Origin of the sequence: Klebsiella michiganensis (assembly GCA_000963575.1) — a bacterium.
Taxonomy (GTDB): Bacteria; Pseudomonadota; Gammaproteobacteria; order Enterobacterales; family Enterobacteriaceae; genus Cedecea; species Cedecea michiganensis_A.
The window spans coordinates 4,028,866-4,052,359 of sequence record CP011077.1 but is presented as its reverse complement, the minus strand read 5'-3'; the positions used below and the strand labels follow the sequence as shown (position 1 = coordinate 4,052,359).

20 protein-coding genes and 2 pseudogenes are annotated in these 23,494 nt (G+C 56.2%); 6 read left to right on the top strand and 16 right to left on the bottom strand.

The features are described 5' to 3' along the window. Positions 1-384 precede the first annotated feature (384 nt). The 9 genes and pseudogenes from proX to VW41_18640 form a co-directional block, all read right to left on the bottom strand. Complete coding sequence (gene proX, locus VW41_18680; protein ID AJZ90891.1) at positions 385-1,377, bottom strand: glycine/betaine ABC transporter substrate-binding protein; 993 nt, start codon at positions 1,375-1,377, stop codon at positions 385-387. 55 nt (positions 1,378-1,432) lie between these two features. Next, entirely contained in the window at positions 1,433-2,512 is a 1,080-nt protein-coding gene (locus tag VW41_18675; protein ID AJZ90890.1) for a glycine/betaine ABC transporter permease, read from the bottom strand. After that, a pseudogene (locus VW41_18670) lies at positions 2,509-3,707 on the bottom strand (glycine/betaine ABC transporter ATP-binding protein). Before VW41_18670 ends, VW41_18675 begins: the two are co-directional and overlap by 4 nt. Before the next feature lie 255 nt (positions 3,708-3,962). Continuing rightward, positions 3,963-5,123: an alginate lyase gene (locus VW41_18665; GenBank protein ID AJZ92022.1), complete on the bottom strand. Its 1,161-nt coding sequence runs from the start codon at positions 5,121-5,123 to the stop codon at positions 3,963-3,965. A gap of 64 nt (positions 5,124-5,187) precedes the next feature. Then, positions 5,188-6,150, bottom strand: a complete 963-nt coding sequence (locus VW41_18660; protein AJZ90889.1) for a ribonucleotide-diphosphate reductase subunit beta — start codon at positions 6,148-6,150, stop codon at positions 5,188-5,190. Between the two features lie 22 nt (positions 6,151-6,172). Then, positions 6,173-8,317: a ribonucleotide-diphosphate reductase subunit alpha gene (locus tag VW41_18655; GenBank protein ID AJZ90888.1), complete on the bottom strand. Its 2,145-nt coding sequence runs from the start codon at positions 8,315-8,317 to the stop codon at positions 6,173-6,175. After that, positions 8,290-8,700, bottom strand: a complete 411-nt coding sequence (gene nrdI, locus VW41_18650; protein ID AJZ90887.1) for a ribonucleotide reductase stimulatory protein — start codon at positions 8,698-8,700, stop codon at positions 8,290-8,292. Before nrdI ends, VW41_18655 begins: the two co-directional genes overlap by 28 nt. Then, on the bottom strand, positions 8,697-8,933 hold the full coding sequence (locus VW41_18645; GenBank protein ID AJZ90886.1) for a glutaredoxin: 237 nt from the start codon (positions 8,931-8,933) through the stop codon (positions 8,697-8,699). The genes nrdI and VW41_18645 overlap by 4 nt, the downstream gene beginning before the upstream one ends. A 580-nt stretch (positions 8,934-9,513) precedes the next feature. Beyond that, positions 9,514-9,945, bottom strand: coding sequence for an alkylhydroperoxidase (locus VW41_18640; protein ID AJZ90885.1), 432 nt, complete (start codon positions 9,943-9,945; stop codon positions 9,514-9,516). A gap of 87 nt (positions 9,946-10,032) precedes the next feature. Between VW41_18640 and VW41_18635 the strand changes: the two genes are divergently transcribed. Continuing rightward, entirely contained in the window at positions 10,033-11,409 is a 1,377-nt protein-coding gene (locus VW41_18635) for a DeoR faimly transcriptional regulator (GenBank protein AJZ90884.1), read from the top strand. Positions 11,410-11,480: 71 nt separating this feature from the next. Here VW41_18635 and VW41_18630 read toward each other — a convergent pair whose 3' ends face one another. Further along, a complete protein-coding gene (locus VW41_18630) occupies positions 11,481-11,810 on the bottom strand; it encodes a membrane protein (GenBank protein AJZ90883.1) in 330 nt (109 codons plus the stop codon). A gap of 160 nt (positions 11,811-11,970) precedes the next feature. Between VW41_18630 and VW41_18625 the strand changes: the two genes are divergently transcribed. Continuing rightward, the gene (locus VW41_18625) at positions 11,971-12,315 is read left to right on the top strand and encodes a hypothetical protein (GenBank protein ID AJZ90882.1); all 345 of its coding nucleotides are present in this window, start codon (positions 11,971-11,973) and stop codon (positions 12,313-12,315) included. Between the two features lie 44 nt (positions 12,316-12,359). On the opposite strand, the gene VW41_18620 is transcribed toward VW41_18625, so the two are convergent. Further along, positions 12,360-12,815 (bottom strand): alanine transporter, encoded by a 456-nt coding sequence (locus VW41_18620; protein ID AJZ90881.1) that lies wholly within the window; start codon positions 12,813-12,815, stop codon positions 12,360-12,362. A gap of 351 nt (positions 12,816-13,166) precedes the next feature. Between VW41_18620 and VW41_18615 the strand changes: the two genes are divergently transcribed. After that, positions 13,167-13,454, top strand: a complete 288-nt coding sequence (locus tag VW41_18615; protein AJZ90880.1) for a hypothetical protein — start codon at positions 13,167-13,169, stop codon at positions 13,452-13,454. 113 nt (positions 13,455-13,567) lie between these two features. On the opposite strand, the gene VW41_18610 is transcribed toward VW41_18615, so the two are convergent. The 3 genes from VW41_18610 to VW41_18600 all read right to left on the bottom strand — a co-directional run bounded on the left by VW41_18610 (position 13,568) and on the right by VW41_18600 (position 14,674). Then, entirely contained in the window at positions 13,568-13,747 is a 180-nt protein-coding gene (locus VW41_18610; GenBank protein ID AJZ90879.1) for a hypothetical protein, read from the bottom strand. Between the two features lie 90 nt (positions 13,748-13,837). Continuing rightward, the gene (locus tag VW41_18605; protein ID AJZ90878.1) at positions 13,838-14,362 is read right to left on the bottom strand and encodes a membrane protein; all 525 of its coding nucleotides are present in this window, start codon (positions 14,360-14,362) and stop codon (positions 13,838-13,840) included. A gap of 9 nt (positions 14,363-14,371) precedes the next feature. Next, entirely contained in the window at positions 14,372-14,674 is a 303-nt protein-coding gene (locus tag VW41_18600) for a transcriptional regulator (protein AJZ90877.1), read from the bottom strand. Between the two features lie 66 nt (positions 14,675-14,740). Here VW41_18600 and VW41_18595 point away from each other — a divergent pair, with 66 nt between their 5' ends. Together VW41_18595 and VW41_18590 are read left to right on the top strand one after the other, a co-directional pair. Then, the gene (locus tag VW41_18595) at positions 14,741-15,355 is read left to right on the top strand and encodes a phosphoglycerate mutase (GenBank protein ID AJZ90876.1); all 615 of its coding nucleotides are present in this window, start codon (positions 14,741-14,743) and stop codon (positions 15,353-15,355) included. A 734-nt stretch (positions 15,356-16,089) separates the two neighbouring features. Beyond that, positions 16,090-17,808, top strand: a pseudogene (locus VW41_18590) (hypothetical protein). Between the two features lie 2,254 nt (positions 17,809-20,062). Here the strand turns inward: VW41_18590 and VW41_18585 are convergent. Beyond that, a complete protein-coding gene (locus VW41_18585) occupies positions 20,063-21,028 on the bottom strand; it encodes an AraC family transcriptional regulator (GenBank protein ID AJZ90875.1) in 966 nt (321 codons plus the stop codon). A gap of 81 nt (positions 21,029-21,109) precedes the next feature. Between VW41_18585 and VW41_18580 the strand changes: the two genes are divergently transcribed. Continuing rightward, positions 21,110-22,141, top strand: coding sequence for an epimerase (locus tag VW41_18580; GenBank protein AJZ90874.1), 1,032 nt, complete (start codon positions 21,110-21,112; stop codon positions 22,139-22,141). A gap of 3 nt (positions 22,142-22,144) precedes the next feature. Here the strand turns inward: VW41_18580 and VW41_18575 are convergent, their stop codons facing one another. Beyond that, the gene (locus VW41_18575; GenBank protein AJZ90873.1) at positions 22,145-23,455 is read right to left on the bottom strand and encodes a membrane protein; all 1,311 of its coding nucleotides are present in this window, start codon (positions 23,453-23,455) and stop codon (positions 22,145-22,147) included. Positions 23,456-23,494: the final 39 nt, after the last annotated feature.

Here is a 23,494-nt window from a genome sequence, read left to right as displayed (position 1 = left end):
GGTTATTAACCCTCACCCCGACCCTCTCCCTGGCAGGGAGAGGGGGAAGAAGAAGCAGATAAAGATGTTTGTCCGCTTGTCCCTTTCCACTTTGGGGAGAGGCTGAAGGGCGGTCTCGCCCTGGAAGGAAGAGAAGAAGAAGCAGAGAAAAGATGTTTGTCCGCTTGTCCCTTTGGGGAAAGGCTGAGGGGCGGTCTCGCCCTGGAAGGGAGAGAAGAAGAAGCAGAGAAAAGATGTTTGTCCGTTTGTCCCCTCTCCCTTGGGGGAGAGGGTTAGGGTGAGGGACGGTCTCGTCCGGGAAGGGATAGAAGAGGGAGGAAAGAAAAGATATTTATCTGTTTATCCCCTCTCCCTTTTGGGGAGAGGGTTAGGGTGAGGGGCGGTTTATTTCGCCGCTAACGCCTCATTCACCCAGCCGTCAAACTGCGCCTGGTGCGCCTTAATCCAGCCGTCTACGTGGCCGTTAATGTCGGCTTCGGAAGACTTACCGTTATGCATCATCGCATTCTGGGCGTTAATGTCCGCCAGCGGCAGCTTCATAACGGCAAACAGTTTCGCTGCCTGCGGATTCTTCTCGGCCCAGGCCTTGTTGGCCACAATGTGCATGGTGTTCACCGGGAATCCGTAGTTTGCCCCGTTAGGCAGTTTGGTATCGATATTTTTCTGCTCACCCGGCAGAGAAGAGAATGGCACCTGCAGCCACACCACATCTTTACCCGGCTTCAGCACATCGCTCACCCAGTACGGCGTCCAGGTGTAATACAGCACCGGTTTACCTTCCTTAAAGCGCGCAATAGTGTCGGCCATCATCGCCGAGTAGTTGCCGTGGTTAACGGTCACGGTGTTCGCCAGCTTATAGGCTTCATTCTGGTGGTTAATCACCGCCTCGCAGCCCCAACCCGGGGTGCAGCCCATCATGTCGGCTTTGCCGTCGCCGTTGCTGTCGAACAGTTTGGCGATTTTCGGGTCTTTGAGCTGCTCAATATTGGTGATGTGATACCGATCGGCGGTTTTCTTATCAATAAGGTAGCCCTGCGCGGCGCCGGTCACGAAGGTGCCTTCCCGGTAGAATTTCTTGCTACCGCCTGCGGCGGCGTACATATCGTCGTGCAGTGGCTGCCAGTTAACGGCGGTGAAAGTGGCGTCGCCGGAGGCTATCGAGGTGTAACCGACGTTGTAGTCCACCTCACTTGGTTTATTCACGGTGTAGCCCATTTTTTCCAGCGCGCGGCTGACCAGTAGCGTCTGGAAGGTTTCTTCGGCGATGGTGCTCTGTACGGGCTGAACGGTAATGCCTTTGCCCGGCAGATCGGCGGCAAAAGCGCTGGTGGTAACGAGTGTCGCAAGAGCTGTGGCTAAAATAGCGTTGTGTCGCATCGTTATTCCTTTTTAATGGTGAAGGGGCGAGGGGCGGCCTAAGCCGCCGCCAGGCTTACTTAATGAAGGGACGGGTCACGAGACCCAGAGGGCCGGTGGTATACCAGCGGCGGTTGCCACGGGAGCGAGAATCGCGCCCAATGGACTGAGTCAGGCGGTCGAGAATAATGGCGAGGATCACGATCCCCACGCCACCGACCGTGGCCAGACCCATATCGAGGCGGCCAATGCCGCGCAGAACCATCTGGCCGAGTCCGCCCACGGCAATCATCGACGCGATAACAACCATCGACAGCGCCAGCATCAGTGTCTGGTTGACGCCGGCCATAATGGTGGGCATTGCCAGCGGGAGCTGTACTTTGAACAGCATCTGGCGCGGGCTGGCACCGAATGAGCGCGCCGCCTCGACCAAATCTTCCGGCACCTGCTTAATGCCCAGGATAGTCAGGCGCACAATCGGCGGCAGGGCGAAGATAATGGTGACGACCACGCCCGGGACGTTACCGATGCCAAACAGCATCACGATAGGCACCAGGTAAACAAACGCCGGGGTGGTCTGCATCGCATCCAGTAGTGGACGAACAATTTTTGCCGCACGTTCGCTGCGCGCCAGCCAAATGCCCAGGGGCAGGCCGAGAACCATACAAAACAGCAGGGCAGTTAACACCAGCGCCAGGGTCACCATCGCCTGAGACCAGGCTCCAATCGCGCCAATGGCGACCAGCGAGATCAGCGTGGCGACGCCCATGCCGAGGCTGGACATTTGCCAGGCAATCAGCGCAAAGACGATAATCGCGACCGGCGCGGGCATTCCTAAAAGCAGCTGCTGAAAGCCGCTAAGAATGTAATCCACCGGCACGCGAATGCCCTGGAACACCGGGCGGAAATGGGTGACCACCCAGTCGATCCCCTCGGTGACCCAGCTGTCCAGGGGGATCAGTGTTTTGTGGAACGGATCCAGAATATTGAAATGCTCAGGCGCCGTTGTCGGCGCTGAGTTCAGCCAGTCTGCCCCCCCACTGGTGGCCGCATCCGACGCCGGAGCGCCCCATGCGTCTGCAGAACCTGCTGCCTGACTGGTTGCGGCGTCTGTTGCCGCGCTGCCGGTATCCCACGGATTTGTTGCGTCACTCATTGACTTGCCCCCTCACGATCTAATGCCTGAAGCAGCACCCCTTTTGAGATGATGCCCACGTACTGTCCCTCTTCACTGACCACCGGCACCGCACACGGAGCCTGGCCGACATGAGAGAGCAGATCGCTCAGAGATGTTTCTGCGGATACCGCCTCTGGAGATGCCAGAAACGCATGGTCCAGGCCTTCGCCCGCCGCCAGCGACGCTTTAAGCGAATCGGTGGAGACAATCCCAAGGAATTTCTGTCCGCGTTCAATGACATAACCATATTCACGGTCATCATCCTGCAGCAGCTTAAGCGCCGAGCGTGGCCCAAAGCCTGTGGTTTTACGCAGCAGGCCAGCCGGGCTACGGCGGGCGATATCTTTGGCGCTAAACACCTGGCTGATGTCCACGCCGCGGAAGAAGGTGCGCACATAATCATTGGCCGGATTATTAAGAATTTCATCCGGCGTGCCGACCTGCACCACTTCACCGCCTTGCATAATGGCAATACGGTCGCCAATGCGCATGGCTTCATCGAGGTCGTGGGAAATAAACACGATAGTGCGCTGATGTTTTGCCTGTAGTTTTATTAATTCGTCCTGCATTTCGGTGCGAATTAATGGATCGAGCGCGGAGAATGCTTCATCCATAAGTAATATGTCTGGATTAATAGCCAGCGCACGGGCTAAACCCACACGCTGACGCATGCCGCCGGATAGCTCATCGGGATAAGCATGGGCATAATTCTCAAGCCCGACTTGACGCAGCGCATCAAGCGCTTTTCATGCCGTTCTTTGACCGGAATTCCCGCAAGCTCCATACCGAAGGCGGCATTATTTAACACCGTCATATGCGGCATTAAAGCAAAGGACTGGAAGACCATTGCGATCTTTTTTTTGCGCACCTCGCGGAGTTCTGATTCTGATATTTTGGCAATATCAATGCCGTCAATCAGTACCTGTCCACGGGTGGGTTCAATCAGGCGATTGAGAAGGCGAACCATGGTGGATTTTCCTGAGCCGGATAACCCCATGATGACAAAAATCTCGCCTTCTTCAATGGCCAGACTGGCGTCTTTCACGCCAAGCGACAGACCCGTTTTTTCCAATAATTCACTCTTGGAAATGCCTTTGTCTATGTATTTGAATGCGCGCTGCGGATGTTCGCCAAATACTTTATATAAATTCTTCACTTCTAATTTAATTGCCATGCAATAAGCGGTTTCCTGTATTTGATTTATTTATAGATGATTCCTGATGGAAATATTGACCGGTATATACCCTAACATACTAAGAATCTGAGGCAACCCTCGGTTTTGTGATATCAAAATATCCATGCGGTGAGTGCGGGCGAGATTTCCCGTGAGCACTGGCCTGAGGAGGAATAAATTCGGTGAGATATTTTTTGTCAACGAGGATGAATTTCAGCCTGAATGTGGATAATTCAGGCTGAAATGACAGGCATATTACGGTTGAGTGATCAAATTAATAACGGCAGTTTTATTCCTGCTAAGCAGCCATTTTGCTTTGTCTTTGAAGACATTATTTTCCCGCCAGGCATGTGCGGCGGTGATAATATTTTCCAGCGCTTCATCGGGCTTGAACGGCTCTATATTCGGGTAAGGCCAGGGGGTTTGGCTATCGACAAACTGAGCGATATACAGGTAACCATTTTGCAGGCTGTGCTCACCGCTTTTTGCCTGCCAGACGTTGACCCCAACCTTTTCACCCAGCAGTCCTAACGTGTTCCAGGCATCCAGAATAAAGTTGCTGTAGTGCCAGGAGCGCGTGCGCTCAATTTCGGTCACCGGCACGCCTTTGGCATCAAACTGAACCGGAATGCGCTGCGTGGCAGAAATCAAACGCTGTTTTGCCGCCTCTTTATCTCCCAGCCACAGGGCAATGGCGGCGGCCTGAACGTCATACCATGTGCCGTGGTTATTTTCAGCCACGGCCTCTTTTTTGCCGTTTTCGCTGGTGGTCAGCCACTGATAATAATCGCGATACCACTGCCTGAGGGAGCGCCAGGTTTTATCGTCCAGCTGGCCGCCGTCGTGCAGCAGTTCAATGGCATCGATCAGCCGCACAAAGCCACGCCCGTCGAGAATGCCGGTACCGCGCACGCTTTTTCGCCCGGGAATAGTCTGGGCGTGAGTGAGATTCGGCGTCATCCGGGTTTCTGGCGTGATAAACCAGTTCACCAGTTGCTGGCGGGCTTTCTCCGCATAAGCGTCTTTGCCGGAAAGCTGCCAGGCCAGCGCCAGATTCCACACGTCGTCCGTCATGCTGTTTAGCCGGGCTTTGTCGCTTTGCTTGCCCACGGCGACGGGATTTATCTGGCCATCTTTTCGCACCCACGGCAGGCCGTCGGGGCTTTTAGGATCGGGCCACCAGTAGTCTGAAAAGCTGTAATAGTCGTGGGGATTGCCTGCCGGCGAGCCGGGGCTTTTTTGGGTGATACTGTAGAGCGGATGAATAAGCGCCTGGTCGGCTTTATGTTTGAGGGCTTGCCAGGCGGGCATCAATGCCGGGTTTTGCTGGCTAATCTCTTGCTTACTGTGCGCCAGCTGTGCCGTGTCCAGCAGCAGCGGGGCGCCAAGGGCTAAGGGGGCGCTGCCGCAAAGCAGCGCGAAAACAGAACAACGAAATAACGACATAGGCCACCTCGCAAAATGCTCAGCGGCCAGATTACTAGAAATCCCAGTCCTCGTCCTCGGTTTCCACGGCCTTGCCCATCACATAAGAGGAGCCCGATCCGGAGAAGAAATCGTGGTTCTCATCGGCATTGGGAGAAAGCGCGGCAAGAATGGCCGGATTAACTTCCGCCATCTCCGCCGGGAACAGCGCCTGGTAGCCCAGGTTCATCAGGGCTTTATTGGCGTTGTAGCTTAGAAACGCTTTCACCTCGTCTTCCCAGCCCAGCTCACGATAAAGCGTTTCGCTGTACGCCAGCTCGTTATCGTAGAGATCCATCAGCAGATCGAGGGCGAAGTTTTGCAGCTCGGTCTGGCGTTCTGCGCTTTGCTGCGCCAGCGCCTTCTGGTACTTGTAGCCGATGTAATAGCCGTGCACCGCCTCATCGCGAATAATAAGCCGGATTAAATCGGCAGTATTAGTCAGCTTGCCGCGGCTGGAGTAATACATCGGCAGCCAGAAGCCGGAGTAAAACAGGAAGGATTCAAGGAACACGCTGGCAATCTTCTTCTTCAGCGGATCGTTGTCACGGTAATGGCCCAGAATAATCGCGGCTTTACGCTGCAGGGCGTCGTTTTGCTCGCTCCAGTCGTAGGCGGCGTCCACGTCTTTGGTCTGGCAGAGCGTGGAAAAGATCGAGCTGTAGGAACGGGCGTGCACCGCCTCCATAAAGCTGATATTCGACATCACCGCCTCTTCGTGTGGCGTCAGCGAATCGGCCATTAGCGCAGGGGCACCCACGGTATTTTGAATGGTGTCCAGCAACGTCAGTCCGGTAAACACGCGGATTACGAGCTGCTGTTCCTGTTCGCTGAGCGATTGCCAGGCCGGAATGTCATTGGAGAGCGGCACTTTCTCCGGTAGCCAGAAGTTACTGGTCAGGCGGTTCCAGACCTCGAGGTCTTTGTCATCCTCGATTTTGTTCCAGTTGATGGCGCTTACGCGCGTCAGTTGCGTCATTTTCTTTCCTTGTACTTTCGCGTTATAGCGCGCAGGACACGCAGCCCTGCACCTCGGTGCCTTCCAGCGCCAGCTGCCGCAGACGAATGTAGTAGAGCGTTTTAATGCCTTTCTTCCAGGCATAAATCTGCGCTTTATTAATGTCGCGGGTGGTGGCGGTATCGCGGAAGAACAGCGTCAGTGAAAGCCCCTGGTCAACGTGTCGGGTGGCCTCGGCGTAAGTGTCGATAATCTTTTCCGGGCCGATGTCGTAGGCGTCCTGGTAAAACTCAAGATTGTCGTTGGTCATAAACGGGGCGGGGTAGTACACGCGCCCGGTCTTGCCCTCTTTGCGAATCTCTACCCTGGAGACAATCGGGTGGATGCTTGAGGTGGCGTGGTTGATATAAGAGATAGAGCCCGTCGGCGGGATAGCCTGCAGATTCTGGTTGTACAGGCCGTATTCGCGCACGTCGTCGCTTAGCTGCTGCCACTGTTCTCGGGTTGGAATTGCAATCCCCGCTTTGGCAAACAGCGTTCGGACTTTCTCGGTTTTTGGCTCCCATGTTTGTTCCAGGTACTGGCGGAAGTATTCGCCGCTGGCGTACCGGGACTGTTCAAAGCCTGCAAAACGCTGATGCCGTTCGCGGGCCAGTGCACAGGAAGCGCGAAGTGCGTGCCAGGTGATGGTGTAAAAATAAATATTGGTGAAATCCAGCCCTTCCGGTGAGCCGTAGGCAATGCCCTCGCGCGCCAGGTAGCCGTGCAGGTTCATTTGCCCGAGACCAATGGCGTGAGAGGCGGCATTCCCCGCTTCGACCGACGGCACCGAGCGAATATGGCTCATATCCGACACCGCCGTCAGGCCGCGAATGGCGGTCTCCACGGTGCGGCCAAAATCCGTAGAATCCATCGTATGCGCGATGTTCAGCGAGCCAAGGTTGCAGGAGATGTCTTTGCCCGTCTGGGCGTAATCAAGGTTTTCATCGTAGGTCGACGCGCTGTTCACCTGCAAGATTTCCGAGCAAAGGTTGCTCATGTTGATGCGCCCGGCAATCGGGTTGGCCCGGTTAACCGTGTCCTCAAACATAATGTACGGGTAGCCTGACTCAAACTGGATTTCCGCCAGCGTCTGGAAGAAATCGCGGGCGTTAATCCAGCTTTTGCGAATGCGGTCGTCGTCCACCATCTCCTGATACAGGTCGTTGACGCTGATGTCGCCAAACGGCTTGCCGTAAATACGCTCCACGTCATAAGGAGAAAACAGCGCCATCTGCTGATTGGTTTTGGCGAGCTGGAAGGTAATGTCCGGGACAGTGACCCCGAGGGACAGCGTTTTAATGCGGATCTTTTCGTCAGCGTTTTCCCGCTTGGTATCGAGAAAGCGCAGAATATCCGGGTGGTGTGCGTTAAGGTAAACCGCGCCCGCGCCCTGGCGCGCGCCAAGCTGGTTGGCGTAGGAAAACGCGTCTTCCAGCATCTTCATTACCGGGATAACCCCGGAAGACTGGTTTTCGATGCGTTTGATGGGTGCCCCGGCTTCACGCAGGTTGGAAAGCAGGAAGGCGACGCCGCCGCCGCGCTTGGAAAGCTGGAGCGCCGAGTTAACCGCGCGGCCAATCGACTCCATGTTGTCCTCAATACGCAGCAGGAAGCAGGAAACCAGTTCTCCCCGCTGTTTTTTGCCGCAGTTGAGGAACGTTGGCGTTGCGGGCTGGAAACGGCCGCTTAGCATCTCTTCCATCAGGCGTGTGGCAAGCTGCTCATCTCCCTGCGCCAGGGTCAGCGCTACCATGCAAACGCGATCCGGGAAATGTTCAAGATACTGTTTCCCGTCCCAGGTTTTCAGGGTGTAGCTGGTGTAGTACTTCCACGCGCCTAAAAAGGTCTGGAACTGGAAGCCACTGCCGTGGGCACGATCGAACAGCTCAAGGACAAACGGGCGTGAATAGCGGGTCAGTACGGCATCGTCGTAGTAGTGTTCAGCCACCAGATAGTCCAGCTTCGCCTGCAGGCAGGGGAAGCTCACGGTGTTCGGCAAGACGTGCTGCGCGAAGAAGCTTTCTACGGCCTGTTTGTCTTTCTCAAACTGGATGTTTCCCTCTTTGTCATAGAGGTTGAGCATGGCGTTGAGGGCGTGGTAGTCCACGCTTTCCGTTGCTAAACGGACTGCTTCTGTCGTTGCCAAAATTCGCTTACTCCCTTACGCACGTTGTCGATGTCTTGCGGGGTGCCCAGTAGCTCAAAACGGTAGAGGTAGGGCACCTGGCATTTCTGTGAAATAACGTCCCCGGCCCGGCAAAAACCTTCGCCAAAGTTGCGGTTGCCGCTGGCAATCACGCCGCGGATCAGCGCGCGATTTTTCGGGTTGTTAAGGAAGCGGATCACCTGCGGCGGTACCGCTCCGGCAATACCGCCGCCGCCATAGCTGGGCACGATTAAAATGTAGGGTTCCGTCACTTCCAGGCGCGCTTTCACGTCCAGGGGAATGCGCAAGGCGGGCAGCCCAAGGCGTTCAATAAAACGCAGGGTATTTTCCGACTCGCTGGAGAAGTAGACGAGGGTGCTCATGCGCCGGCGGCAACGCACAGGCGGTTGATCATATCCGGGCGAAAACCGCTCCAGCTTTCTGCTTCGGTCACCACGACCGGCAACTGGCGGAAGCCTTTGGCTTTCAGATCGTCGACCGCCTCAGGAAACTGATCGAGATTAACCATCTCGAAAGTAAAACCGCGGCTCTCCATAGCCCGTTTTGTGGCATGGCATTGAACGCAGTCTTCTTTAGTGTAAATAGTAATGCGCATGATTCGTATTTCCCTTTAGAATAATGGAACGCCGCATAAAGTTAACTGCGGGCAGTGTGTTCTAACTGAAAGAAATACTAGATGTTGATTATAAAATTTGCAACCACTCTACATATAGTGTTTTTGATCTTTTTTGTAGGGGGTTGAAAAGTGTAGGGGAAGGGGGGCTTCTTCGGCACAAAGAGCCTCTATCTGTGAAAGAGCGGTTAAGGTTCCGTTCACTAGTTAATCAGTATCACATGGTGGATATGTCAAAGAGATTACGCCATTCCGCTGATACCTCCTCACCCCGTCCCTCTCCCCTGGGGGAGAGGGAGAAAAAATGTCATGCAATATTGTTTATTCCCTCTCCCTTCCTGGGATGGAGTAGGGCGAGGGAGAAAACAACAGGTCAGAATAGATTGCGTACGCTTCCCTCTCCCCTGTGGGAGAGGGAGAAAAAATGTCATGCAATATTGTTTATTCCCTCTCCCTTTAAGGGAGAGGGTTAGGGTGAGGGTAAAAAATCAGAAGCGACGCTGCGGTTTAAGCCTGGGCAGGCCATATAGAACGTGTTTGTATCTAAAAGACAAATTCCAGCTTATTGCCGCATCCCAATCGCAACGCGGTTAAACGCATTCATCATGCTGGCCGCCAGCGTCAAATCAACAATCTCCTCGGCGCTGAAAAACTCTAACAGCGGCTGGTACACGTCGTCTTCGGCATTGATCTCGGCAATCAGGGTGAGCGATTCTGCCCACGCCAGCGCCGCACGCTCTTTCTCGGTAAACTGATGGCTAACTTTCCAGCCCGCCAGCGAGTCCAGCTTCACCTGATCCACGCCGGATTTACGTAGCGCTTTGGCATGCATCTCCAGGCAATAAGCACAGCCGTTAATTTGCGAAACACGGAGGAAAACCAGCTCAATAAGCTCGTTACTCAGTGGGCCATTTTCCAGCCCCTGCAGCGCCTGTCGCATCGGTTTGATAACGTTAGGGGAGAGTTCATAGTAAGGCTGACGTAATTCGATCATGGTGTGGCTCCTCATGTTGGTGTGAGGGCAATTTACCACTATGATGGACTATCAAAGAGAGCCATAAATTAACTATAAAACCAGACCATGAAGCAAAAACTCGCGCCGCTCACCGTTGCCTCTCATCCGGCTCAGCCACGCTACCAGCAAATCGCCCGTCAGCTAAAGCAGGCAATAAATAACGGTGAACTGGCGGCAGGAAGCCGGCTGCCTTCCAGTCGGACTCTGGCGCTGGAGTTAGGGGTTGCCAGAGCCACGGTTGAGAACGCCTATGGCGACTTAGTGGCTCAGGGCTGGCTGGAGCGGCGTGGGCAGGCGGGCACCTTCGTGAGCCCGTCGGTGAAGCACGATCCCGGCAGCCAAAGTTTTTCAGCCGCTCATCCACAGGGCGGGCCCAGGCCTTTTCAGATGGGCCTTCCCGCGCTGGATCTCTTCCCGCGCGCGATTTGGGCCAGGCTGATGGGGCGGCGGTTACGGCAACAAACTCGCTTCGATCTTATGCTGCCGGAACCCAGCGGGGAAGCCTCATTGAAGCAGGCGATTGTGGATTACCTGCGCTTTTCCCGCAGTATTGACTGCCAGCCGGAACAAATCTTTATTACCTCTGGGTTTCAGGCCGGTATCGCCCTGGTGCTCGCCACGCTTGCGCGGCCCGGAGATGGCATCTGGCTGGAAGATCCGGGCTACCGCTTTGTTCGGCCTGATTTTGCAAAAGCCAGAATGGCCATCCGGGCGATCCCCGTGGATGACGAGGGCATGCGGGTTGATTACGGCGTAAGCCATTTTCCCGATGCCCGTTTTGCACTTTTGACGCCCGCACACCAAAGCCCGTCAGGCGTGGCGCTCTCTCTTTCGCGGCGACACGCGCTGCTGGAGTGGGCCAGCCGGGAACAAAGCTGGATCGTGGAAGATGATTACGACAGTGAGTTTCGCTACCACGGCAAACCCTTGCCGCCGCTAAAAAGCCTGGACAGTCCGCAGCGCGTTATTTACGCGGGGACTTTCAGCAAATCGATGTTTCCGGCCCTGCGAGTCGCATGGCTGGTCGTGCCTTCCCACGCGGTAGAGGATTTTCAGCGTCAGGCTAGCAGGCTGCCATGTACCGCCCCGATCCTTATTCAGCAGGCTATTGCCGACTTCTTGCGGGAGGGGCATTTCTGGCGGCACTTAAAAAAAATGCGCCAGCGCTACGCTGAACGACGGCTGTGGCTTGAGCAGGCACTGAGCGAACAGGGGTTCGTTGTTGTGCCTCAGGCCGGGGGCATTCAGATGGTGATTGGCGTCGAAGGGGATGACAAACCCGTGGCGGATAAAGCCAGATCCGCGGGGCTTGCGGTGCAGGCGCTAAGTCACTGGCGGATTGAACATCCTGGGCCGGGCGGTTTGCTGCTGAGCTTTACCAATATCACCTCGTATGAAATGGCCCAGCGCTATGCGCGACAGCTGAGGCTGGCCATAAAGTAAAAACCCCGGCGAAAGAAGCCGGGGTTACAACGCGCATTTAGTCTCATTTATCGACTGTTAAACGCCTGGGGTTAGCGGCGTGACACCAGCAATGCCCCAAGGAAAATACCCACCGCCGCACCAATACCCACGCTCTGCCATGGTTTGTCGCGAACATAGGAATCTGCGCAGCCAACGGCATCCCGCGCGGCCTGCTTCACACGACCCTGATTGCCGTTGATACGTGCCCGGGTTTCTTTCAGAAGCGCTTCAGCTTTTTTACGTGCGGCATCAACTTCATCTTTTGCGTCACTACCGAAGGACTTCAGTACATCTTCCAGCGTATCCGCCAGCTGGCTGACATCGTTATTGATTTCGTCTACCTGATCGTCAACGTTATTTTTGTTTGCTCGGCTAGCCATTATTGTCTCCCTTTCTAAGATGTACCGCTAAGTGTAGACCATGGATTTTAGTTATGGGGCGACTCAAAGCCTTCGCTGACCTTTCTGGACAATTCCGAAAGCGTTGTCAATGCTGCTTATTGTATGGTTGCGATGCAGTAAATGATGACGAGGAAAATCTATGTATTTACGACCGGATGAGGTGGCCCGAGTGCTTGAGAAATCGGGTTTTACCATGGATGTGGTAACAGCAAAAACCTACGGCTATCGTCGGGGTGAGAATTATGTTTACGTTAACCGCGAAGCCCGCATGGGGCGCACCGCCCTGATTATTCACCCTACTCTTAGAGAGCGCAGCCAGTCGCTGGCCGAACCGGCTTCAGAGATGAAAACCTGCGATCACTACCAGCAGTTTCCGCTCTATCTTGCTGGCGAAACGCACGAACACTACGGTATTCCGCACGGCTTCAGTTCCCGTATTGCGCTGGAAAGATACCTGACAGGGTTATTTGGCGAGTCTGAATAAGCGAACGACTGGCTTTCAGGCCAGTCGCCCTTGAGAGCCGGGACTCAGGCGCCCGCTTTCACACCTATCTGACCGCTGACGCGAAACAGACGGCGGCAGAAATCCAGGAAGTAGCCGTAAGCGGCACCCATCATCATCGATACCAGCAGGTTCGACGTCACGGCAGCCACAATCTGGTGCCAGTCAGCGCCTACGCTCCATAAAATCACCACATAAACCGGGGACTGGAAGGTGACGTAAGCCAACACGTCCGCCAGATTTTTCGCCCAACTGGCCGGGGTCAGGCGACGCGCGGTGCGCATAAAGGCATCGCGATAGAAGCCATAGGGCCAGGCGATAATAATGTTCACCGGCACGGCGACCAGGCGGGAAGAGAGCGACTGCTCGAAGGTCATGCCTGAGAGAAAGATCTCAATCATCATGTTCACTACCGAGCAATACACGACCATTGCAAAAATATCTGCGGCTGCATGGCGCAAGCGTGACTCAGGGGAAAACATAATGTTGACTCCGGTTTAAAAGTAGTCGCTTGCGCTACTTTTTAGGCTAAATGGTAGTGTTATGAATCATGTAATTTATTGAGAGTAGAGTATGTCACTGCATTGATTTCATCAATTAGCTATAAATTTTTATTTATAGGGTTTTTGTCGATAAAGTGCGTTGAAACACACTTTGCCGCTGGCATTTCCTGATTTTGTGGTTCTATTTTTAATTTTTCATTGCTTATCAATAAGATGGTTTAACGGCAGCTTAAAGCACTAAATCCCCCAAAAACCCTGGGTTTTAGGGATACCCATCCCCCGTCAAATCGTTATATAATTATTTATATAGCGAGTGATGAGGAGTCGCTGATGGATAACCATTTTGGTAAGGGCCTGATGGCCGGAATGAAAGCCCGGCAGGCCGACAGCGCGGTTAACGTGGAGCGCTTTTGTTCTGATTACAAACGCGGTTTTGTGCTGGGCTTTACTCACCATATGGCCGAGCAGACCGGCGATCGCCAGCGTGCCGCCTGGGAGGCCGGGGTGCTGACTCGTCGCTATCAGCTGGATAAAGAGTCGGTGGCTGACTTCCTTAAAGAGGTCAACGCGGACGTAGTGGTTCGATGTTTCTTTGCGGGTTATGAGAAGGGCTATTGATTGCTGGCCTGGATTGCCGCCGTGCCCGGTTGTTTATGAATGGCGACGACAAGGATAGGGGCACTTTTATTGAGAAGAACGGCGTGATTAACCTCACGCCGTTTTTTTATTGATCAGCAAACGCCGAAATCGCCTTCTTCCTGATACAGCGAAACCGAATCTGCCTTCAGCGTCAGTTTATCCGCGCCTAAGGTTGCGGCCGGGACGCAAATCAGATCCTCGCCCTGAACCTCAACCACCTGCAGCTTAGGACCGCCCTGCTTGGGCTGAACCACATCACCTGGTTTAAACATAGAAAAACCTCTGAATGCTAAGGGAATTTAATGCGGTTTTGCCGCCTGATAACCATAGATCAGAAATCAAGGCGGATAAAGCAGGATAGGCTAGCGCCGGTTCCAGGGCAGCCAGGCAAGTAAACGCGCCATACCGCAAAATCCGGTGGCACCTGCAAACAGTAGACCTGCGCCGACAAAGCCGGAAAGCAGGAAAAATCCGTTATTAACCGCGTACCCGAGCACAATCCCCAGCAGGATTAACGTACCCGCGACAATCTGTACCTGCCGCATTATTGGCAGAGGCTGACTTTTGTCCGCCAGAACCTCCTGTCCGCCTTTTTTCCATGCCTCAAGGCCGCCTGCCAGCAGCATGACCTGGGCCGGTTCGGCAAGCGCCGCCAGCTTTTCAGCGTGCTGGGAGGAACGCATCCCGGACTGGCAGTGGAAAATCACTACGTCGTGCGGATCGAGCGGCCCCAGCCTGGCGCCGTTTTCAATGGCTGAAAGCGGCATCAGATGTGCTTCGGGAATGTTTTCACGGGCATGCTCATCCGGTTCACGAATATCGATCAGCGCGGCGCCGCTGGCAATAAGCTTTTTCGCTTCTTCTGGCAAGATGGACGAAATAGTCATGGTTATTCCTTAGGGGCAGTAAATGGTTTTCAGCGTCGCAATCACTTCGCGTACTGCGCTATCTTTGATGAAGTAGAGCACTCGCTGAGCGTTGCGCTGGTGCTCTATGAGTCCTTCATCCTTCATTTTCGTCAGGTGTTGGGAAGTTGCAGATGGGCTTAATCCTGCGGCAGCAGCCAGCTCTCCGGCCCCGGTGCCTGGGGAGTCGAGCAGCAGGCATAGGATCAGCAAACGCCGGGGATTGCTCATGGCTTTTAGCAGTTTTGCGGCGTCATCCGCACTGGACTGGAGCTGGTAAAGTTCAGGTGTCATGGTTTTTACTTTAGATAACTCTAAATTTAGTAAATGCTAAATTAAATTTTTAACAAAGGAAAGAGCGTGCGGGCAATTCTGGTACGGCATGGCGAAAGCGAGGGGAACCAGCAGGGCATTATTCAGGGAAGGCTGGAGAGCCAGCTCACTGCGCGGGGGCTGCGGCAAAGCTTTGCGCTGGCTACCGCCCTGGCCGATTTTTCCGTCGCACATATCTACGCCTCACCAGCGCGGCGTGCCCAGGGCACGGCGAGCGTGCTGGCCAGAGAATTGCGCAGTTTGATAACCGTGGATGAACGTCTGCAAGAACGTGATTTTGGGCTGCTTCAGGGGATGAAAGCTACGGAGGCGCAAAAACAGCATCCTGAGTTATTTGACGCCCTGCTATCGGGGGATCCGCAGCGGGCTATCTCTTCGGGTGAAGGCCTGGATAACGTTAGTCATCGGCTGTTTTCCTGCCTGAAAGAGCTCAATAAACGGCACCATAATGACACTGTTATTATGGTGAGCCATGGCCATGCTTTGGAAGTTGCCATCTGGCAATTGAAAGATGCTTTAATTACCGACGATCTCAGGAAATATGGGCATCAAAACTGCAGTTATAGCATCATGAATATTGAGTCTGATTGTATCGAATTGGTTAAATGGGGTATTGCGACGCATTTACAAAATATTAGATAGAGGGTTTTTATCTTGTCACCACATCGTGGTGGCATATTTGTTCTATTTAAAGTAGGGTCTTTTGTGAATATTTTTTGATGACAAAATGCAGTTTTTACTTTCAAAAATACAATTGAGGTTAATTCGCTAATAGGATTAATCTGTAAATCACTGTTTTTCTAAATTTCATTTCCTCATGCTGCCCTTGATGTTAATTCTAGTTAAAACAACATCTTATGTCTTGTCTCTTGTCTGGTTTTATCGACTTATATTCTCAATGAAATTCCGCTGATTATTCGTTCTATGCGCTAAATCAAATTGTAATACAATTTAATTTTACTTAAGTCTATTTTCATGGTGTTAAAATTAGTCACCGAAATGAATTTTATCCATGAAAGAGATAGCCGTGAAAGGTTAATTTTGTCGCCATCTGGGTGTTTTTGTAATTACATTTTTTTAACACGAGAATAGTTTTTAAATGAATTCTACTTTCATTTGAAAGTTATTTTCGCTCGTCTTTTAAAACCCGAAGGCAATTTTAAATAAATTGTTGCACGCCTGTTTCTGCTATTTCGAATCAATACAACTCCGCAGAGTTAAAGAGGACGGAAATGCCCCATATATTACAGAACCCTGGTAAGCGACGTTTGATTGCCACAGCTATCGGTGCCGCCTTATTAAGTACTTTCCCTCAGCTAACATTTGCCGCCGATGGCCAGGCCGGTGGCCCGGCTACCGCTTCTGACAGCGCTCAGGGCGGCGGGGGCGGTACAATGGACACTACAACCGGTATCGGCGGCAACGGCGGTAATGGCGGGGCCGGGGATCGCGGGCAAAGCAGCAGCCAGGGTGAGAATGGGGGCGCAGGTAGCGTTGACGGCGTAACCAATTCGCTGCCCGCAGGCACCGCAACCGGTGGGGAGGGTCACCAGTCTGATGGTTCCACCACTACCGGCAACGGTTCCGCTGGCGGCGGCGGCGGCGGGGGTTCTGCCGGGAAAGTTCTGAACGGCAGCAGCGGTGACAATAGCGGCGATATTAAAGGCGGTAACGGCGGCCGGGGAGGCAACGGCGGCAGCAATACCACAGATGTTCCCGAGGCGGGTAACGGGGGGAATGGTGGCGACGGCGGAGACGGCGGTGCCGGGGTGTTGATCACCGGGGCGGGCAGCTACACCAATGGCGGCTCGATCACCGGGGGCGATGGAGGCAACGGGGGAAACACCGGGAGCGCCACGGCGAACGATCAGACCGAAGCGGGCGAAACCCTCCACGGCGGCAGTGGCGGGGCAGGCGGTGCGGGAGGGGACGGTGTCATGCTGACCCAGGGCGGGAGTGTGACTAACACCGGGACGATTGCCGGTGGGCATGGCGCGACTGGCGGCCTGGCGGCTAACGCCGATACCGAAGACAACGAAAATGTGACCGGCGTGGGGGGCAGTGGCGGTGAGGCGGCTGACGGCGGGAGCGGGGTCTGGCTGAGCGGCACCAGTACGATAACCAACAGCGGCAGCATTCTGGGCGGCGACGGCGGCGACGGCGGTAACGGCGGGGCGGTTGAGTCTGGCCAGGGCACCGGCGTTGTGGGTTATGGTTCTGCGGGCGGTAATGGCGGGAGCGGGATCACCGTAGAGGGCAGCGGCAAGGTCATCAATAACAGCGGCGGCCATATCGTCGGCGGCAATGCCGGTACCGGCGGCGGCGGGAACTCCAACAGTAGCGGGGATAACCTGACCGGCGGGGACGGCGGCGACGGCGGTAAAGGTGGGAGCGGGATCGAGCTTGAAGGTGGCGGCAGCGTCAGTAACTTCGGCGAAGTGACCGGTGGCCTTGGCAATCGCGGCGGCGGTAGCGGCAACTTAAGTACCTCTCAGGGCGGCGATTCCGGTGCCGGCGGCACCGGGATTGAAATCAATGGCGGCGGGGACGTGATTAATGAGTCCAGCGGCGTCGTGACCGGTGGTAAAGGCGGGGATGATTCTGCCGGCGGTGGCGGCGTAGGCGGGGCTGGTGGTGATGCGGTCTCTATTGTCGGAGCCGGGAATGTGACGAACCACGGCGCGTTTGTGGGGGGTAATGGCGGCGCGGGGGCTAACGGTAACAGCCCCACGTCCGACGGCGGCACCGGCGCAAAAGGCGGGAACGGCTTGTCCATCGAAGGCAACGGCACGCTGACCAACGACGCTGGCGCCAGCATCACCGGCGGCCTGGGGGGAACCGGGGGCGGCAGCGGGGGGGATACCAGCCACGGCGGCAGCGGCGGTGAAGGCGGGAGCGGCGTGCTGATTGGCGCGGGCGGCCAGGTCATAAATAATGGCGATATCCTCGGCGGGACGGGTAACCGTGGAGGCGGCGGCGGCGGGGATGCTGGCGGGGCCGGCGGCGCCGGGATCAGCATTACCTCCGGTGGCGGCAGCGTTGTTAATACCGGTACGATTTCCGGCGGTAACGGTGGAGAGCCTGGTACAGCAGGTGCTATTAACGGGGTGGGAGATGTTGGTGCCGGCGGGGTCGGGATCAGCGGCAGCGATATGACCATCGTCAACAGCGGGACAATCACCGGAGGGATGGATTTCGACGGGCAAAACCGCTCGCAGGCTATTGTGTTCACCGGCGGGACAAACTCCCTGGAGCTCAGGGCGGGTTATAACGTCCAGGGCACCGTGCAGGCTACGGCCGGTGACGACACGCTTATTTTGGGCGGTGACTCTGCCAGCCAGTTTGATGCCGCCAATATTGGCGACAGTGCCCAGTACCAGGGCTTCGAGCACTTCCATAAAACGGGAGCCAGCACCTGGGTGTTGAACAACACCACGGCGGCGGCCACGCCCTGGACTTTGTATGACGGCATCTTACAGATTGCGCAGAACGGCGCGCTGGGATCCGATAGCAGTCTGTTAACCTTCGACGGCGGTACGCTGCAGGTAACTAATAGCTTTGATTTAGACCGCCCCATCACGCTGGAAAGCGGGGGCGGTACGCTGGACACCCAGGGATTCAATACCACCCTCAATCAGGGCGTGACCGGGAGCGGCGACCTGACCAAGCTAGGCAGCGGGATGCTGACCATGACCGGCGACAGCACATACACCGGTGCGACCACGCCGGCGGAAGGTAGCCTGGACGTGACGGGATCTTTGGTCAGTGATGTCACGGCTAAGAGCGCAACCCTGCTCTCCGGGACGGGGAGTATCGGCGCGGCCACGCTGGAAACGGGTAGCACTCTGACCGTCGGCAGCCCGCTGCAGGGGAATGATGACGCCGCCAGTTTCACGATAAATGGCGATCTGGATAACAGCGGGATCGTTAATCTCTCCCGTAGCGCTAACATTACCGGCAACCGTCTTAATGTTAGCGGCGACTACATCGGGGGCACCGACAGCCAGTTGAACGTCAATACCGTGTTGGGGGATGACGCTTCCGTCACGGACAAGCTGGTGATTCAGGGGGCAACTTCCGGCGCTACCGTGCTCAACGTGAGTAATGTCGGCGGCCAGGGCGCGCAAACCGAGCAGGGCATTGAAGTGGTGACCGTGGGCGGCGACTCCGCGTCGGGGGCGTTTACCCAGTCAGGGCGTATTGTCGCCGGGGCGTGGGATTATAGCCTGGTGCAGAAAGGGCAGAACTGGTATCTGACTTCAATGAGTAATCTGCCTCCGGTGAAACCAACGGAACCGGAGCCGGTGCCGGTTTATCGGCCTGAGGCTGGCAGCTATCTGGTGAACCTGACGGCGGCGAATACGCTGTTTAACCTGACGCTGGATGACCGTGAAGGCGCCACCGAATACCGTGCGCCACTGGATGAGCGCGGCATGGCCCGCAGTACTTTCTGGCTGCGTCAGGAAGGCGGGCAGAACCGCTTCCATACCGGGGAAGGCCAGATTAACTCCAGCGCCAATCGCTATGTCGCGCAGATGGGGAACGAATTCCTGCACGGCACCAGCAATCAGACCGACCGCTGGGGGGCGGGCTTGATGGCAGGCTATGGCAACGTGCAGGGTAACTCACGTTCAAATTTGACCGGCTATAGCTCTGAGTCAGAAATGGACGGTTACAGCGTCGGGGCTTACGGTACCTGGTACCAGAACGCTGTTTCCCGTGAAGGGGTCTATGTGGACGGCTGGGTGATGTACAACTGGTTTAACAACCACGTCAGCGGTGACGATTTGCAAAACGAGGATTACAAAAGTCGCGGCTTCACCGCTTCGCTGGAAAGCGGCTACAACATGCTGCTGAGCGAAAGCCAGCGTCAGGCTGTCTATCTTGAACCTCAGGCGCAGCTGACCTGGATGGGCGTGCACAGCGCTGAACATACGGAAGCTAACGGCACTCGCGTGCAGGACAGCGGGCAGGGCAACCTGCAATCTCGCCTTGGCGTGCGGCTCTACCTGCGCGGCCATCGTCAAGAGGACGACGGCAAAGGGCGTGAGTTCAAGCCTTACGTGGAAGCGGACTGGCTGCATAACACCAAAAACTTTGGCGTGAGAATGGGGGATAAACTGCTCAATGAAGAGGGGGCCCGCAACATTGGCCAGCTCAAACTTGGCGTGCAGGGGCAGATTACCCATGACCTCAACATGTGGGGCGGCGTTGCACAGCAAATCGGCGATAAAGGCTACCACGACACATCCGCGATGATTGGCGTGAAATACGGTTTTTAATCGTTAAAGCAAAGTGGCCAGAACGCTGGCTACATAAACGCCGCCATTGTGCGGCGTTTTTTTATTCTCAACTTACCGTGTTGCGGGCGGCGTTACGCCATGCTTTGGGCGACAGGCCGGTTTCGCGCTTAAAGGCGTTGCTAAAGGCGCTTTCGGAGGTGTAGCCGAGGGACTGGGCGACCATGGCAATTTGGTCGGCCTGCTCGCGCAGCGCTTTCTCCGCCAGCCGCATACGCCACTGGGTAAGGTAAGCCCCCGGTGTCATGCCCGATACGGTACGGAAATACTCCGCAAATGTGGTGCGCGACATGGCGCAGGTTTTGGCGAGCTCTTCCAGGCGCCAGTTACAAGCCGGATTAGCGTGAATAAGCTGCAGCGCCGGGGCAAGGCGGGCGTCTCCCAGCGCGCGCAGCAAACCTGCCGGAAGTGAATGGCTGGTTTGCAAATGGGCACGCAGGATCTGAATAAACAGCAGCTGTGAAAGCTGCGCGGAGGCGAGCTGGGTGCCGGGCTGGGCCGTTTCTCTTTCGGCAATCAGCTGATCGAGCAGCCAGCGAAAAGACGCCGCCTGCGGGGATGCGGCCGGAATATGGATCCACTGCGGCAACACCTGAGCAAGCATCTGCCCGCGGTTGGGGTCCAGCAGGACGTGCCCACCCATGTACTCAAACTCTTTCCCTTCTCCCAGGGCGGCGTAGTTCCTCTCTCCGGCCTTAAAAACGCGCATGGCATCGACCGGTTTGATCTCTGGTGAACTGGCGACAATAAACGCCCGCCTGTCATTCAGCAGGCCGACATCGCCGGTACAAAAATGAATGGGTTCCGGGTGGCCTTCGAGGATCACCCAGCAACTGCCTTTGACGATGGCGAAGAATTTAATTTTGTCCGGCGGCGGGAAGTGAAGCGCCCAGTCGCCGCCCGCGGTAAAGCCGCCGGTGACCAGCGACTCGGCGTTGGCAAATTTGAGGATTTCAGAAAAAGGATCGGTGTGCATTGCCGTACTATCGCGCAAGTAGAACGGACTATCAAGCATTCAAAATCCGGCTGGCCGGCTTTATTCTGCGCAGCAAGTGAACATATGCCGCCTGCTTGCCAGGCCACAGAGGAGCAAAGCATGACCCAAGATATCGTATTGGTTACCGGCGGAACCGGATTTATTGCCCAGCACTGCATCATTACCCTGCTGGCGAGAGGCTATGAGGTTCGTACCACCGTGCGTTCCGCTGAGCGCAAAGCAGAGGTGCTCCAAAATCTGAAAGAGGGCGGCTGTGAGCCGGGCGACCGTCTCTCCTTTTTCGTCGCTGATTTAATGGCGGATGACGGCTGGGCCGAGGCTATGGCCGGGTGCCGCTATGTGATGCATGGCGCATCGCCGACGCCTTCCGGCAACCACGCCACCGACGAGGACTGGATCAAACCTGCGGTGGACGGCAACCTGCGCGTACTCCGCGCCGCAAGCTTTGCCGGTGTTAAGCGCGTAGTACTCACTTCTGCCTTTGGGGCCGTTGGCGTCGGGCATCCGGCAAGCCATCGCCGCCCGTTTGACGAAACGGACTGGAGCGATGTTGCCGGTAAAGTCTGGCCTTATCAGAAATCGAAAACGCTGGCGGAAAAGGCGGCCTGGGCATTTGTCGAGCAAGAAGGGCGGGGGCTAGAGCTGTCGGCGGTGAACCCGGTGGCGGTGATGGGGCCGGTATTAGGGCCGGATTTTTCCCACTCCACTCGGCTGGTGAAAAACATGCTGGACGGGCAAAAAGGTAACCCAAACATCAACTCTTGCTTTGTGGACGTGCGCGACGTGGCCGACCTGCACTGGCTGGCGATGACGCACCCGGCAGCCAACGGCGAGCGCTTCCTTGCCAGTTCCGGCCAAAGCCTGCGGATGGTTGAGGTGGCGAAAATCCTGCGTCAACACCTCGGTGACGCCGCCAGCAAAGTCTCCACCCTCGCGCTACCGGACTGGATGGTGCGCCTGGCGGCGCACAAAAATCCGGGTATGAAAGGATCGCTGACTCTGCTCGGTGTGGACATGACCGTGACCAATGCGAAAGCGGTGAACCTGCTCGGCTGGGCACCGCGTTCCCCGGAGGAGGCGATTGTCGCCACCGCCGAAAGTTTTATTCGCCTGGGCTTACTGGAAAAATAAGCGCTACCGCTTCGCGCTAAGCAGCAGCGCTGACAGCGAGGCGATAAGCCCGAAGAGCGACATCAGCAGCCACGCGGTGTGGTACTGCTCGCTGGCAACGGCGCTGCCGGATACGGCCACGAACACCGCCACGCCGATGGCGGCCCCAATTTGCCGCGAGGTGTTAATGATCCCGGTGCCGGTGGCATATTGATGCGCCGGCAGCGCCGCCGTGCCACCTGCGATAAAGCCCGTCTGGCCGATACCCGCCCCGGCCCCCGTCAGCATCAGCGCGGGCAGGTAGGCCAGCAGATAGTCCGGTTCAGCGCCCAGGGCGATGTGCCACCAGAGACCGGCTATCACATACAAAAGGCCTGCGGCGATGGTGAGTTTTTTAGGGGAGAACCCCGTTCTGCCCGCGATCAACGAGGCGACAACGGCGGTGCCGGGGCCGAGACCAAAAGCGGCACCCGCCTCGACGGTCGGCCAGTGCCAGACCTGGGTCAGAAACAGGCTACCGCCCAGCAGCATGATGGCAAATCCCATGTAGAAAAAGGCCATGCCCAGCGTGGCGAGGGTAAACGCAGGCACGCGGAATACCCGCAGGTCGAGCGCCGGGGCGGGCTGCGTCAGGCAGCGGCGAACGAACAGCGCCAGGAAGACGAAAGCTCCGCCCAGCACGGTCCATAGCCTGGCGCTGGTGAAGCCCCAGTCGCTGGCCCAGGAGATCCCGGCCACCAGCAGCGCCAGCCCTACAACCAGCATCAGAGAGCCGATAATATCCGGGAAGCGGCTTTTAACCACCTCCGTTTCCGTCAGGTGCTTACTCAGCCACAGGGCCGGGATCGCCACCGGGAGGTTGATCAGAAAGATCAATCGCCAGTCGATATTCACCAGCGCCCCGCCGAGCATCGGGCCAAGCGCGGCGGCAACTGACCCGGTCGCGGCCCAAATCCCCACCATCTGCTTATGACGCTCTTTTGGGTACGCCGCCAGCAGCAGCCCCAGGCTGGTGGGGATCATCAGCGCGGCGCCAACGCCTTTCAGGCCTCGCGCACAAATCAGGGAGATAACGTCCGGGGCAAAAGCGCAGGCCACGCTCGCCACCGAGAACACCGCCAGGCCGGCTTTAAAGATACGCTTGCGGCCGTAAATATCCGCCATCCTGCCTGCGGGCACCAGAAAAGCGGCAAAGGCAATGGAATAGGCGCTGATCACCCAGGACAGCGCCTGGTTAGTGGCGCCGGCAAAGCTATCGCGAATGGCCGGGAAAGCGAGGTTAACGACAAACAGGTCGAGCGACGACAGCACGCTTCCCGCACCAATGACAATCATGACCCAGGCGGACACGCGTGCCCTGGCCTGGCTGACGGA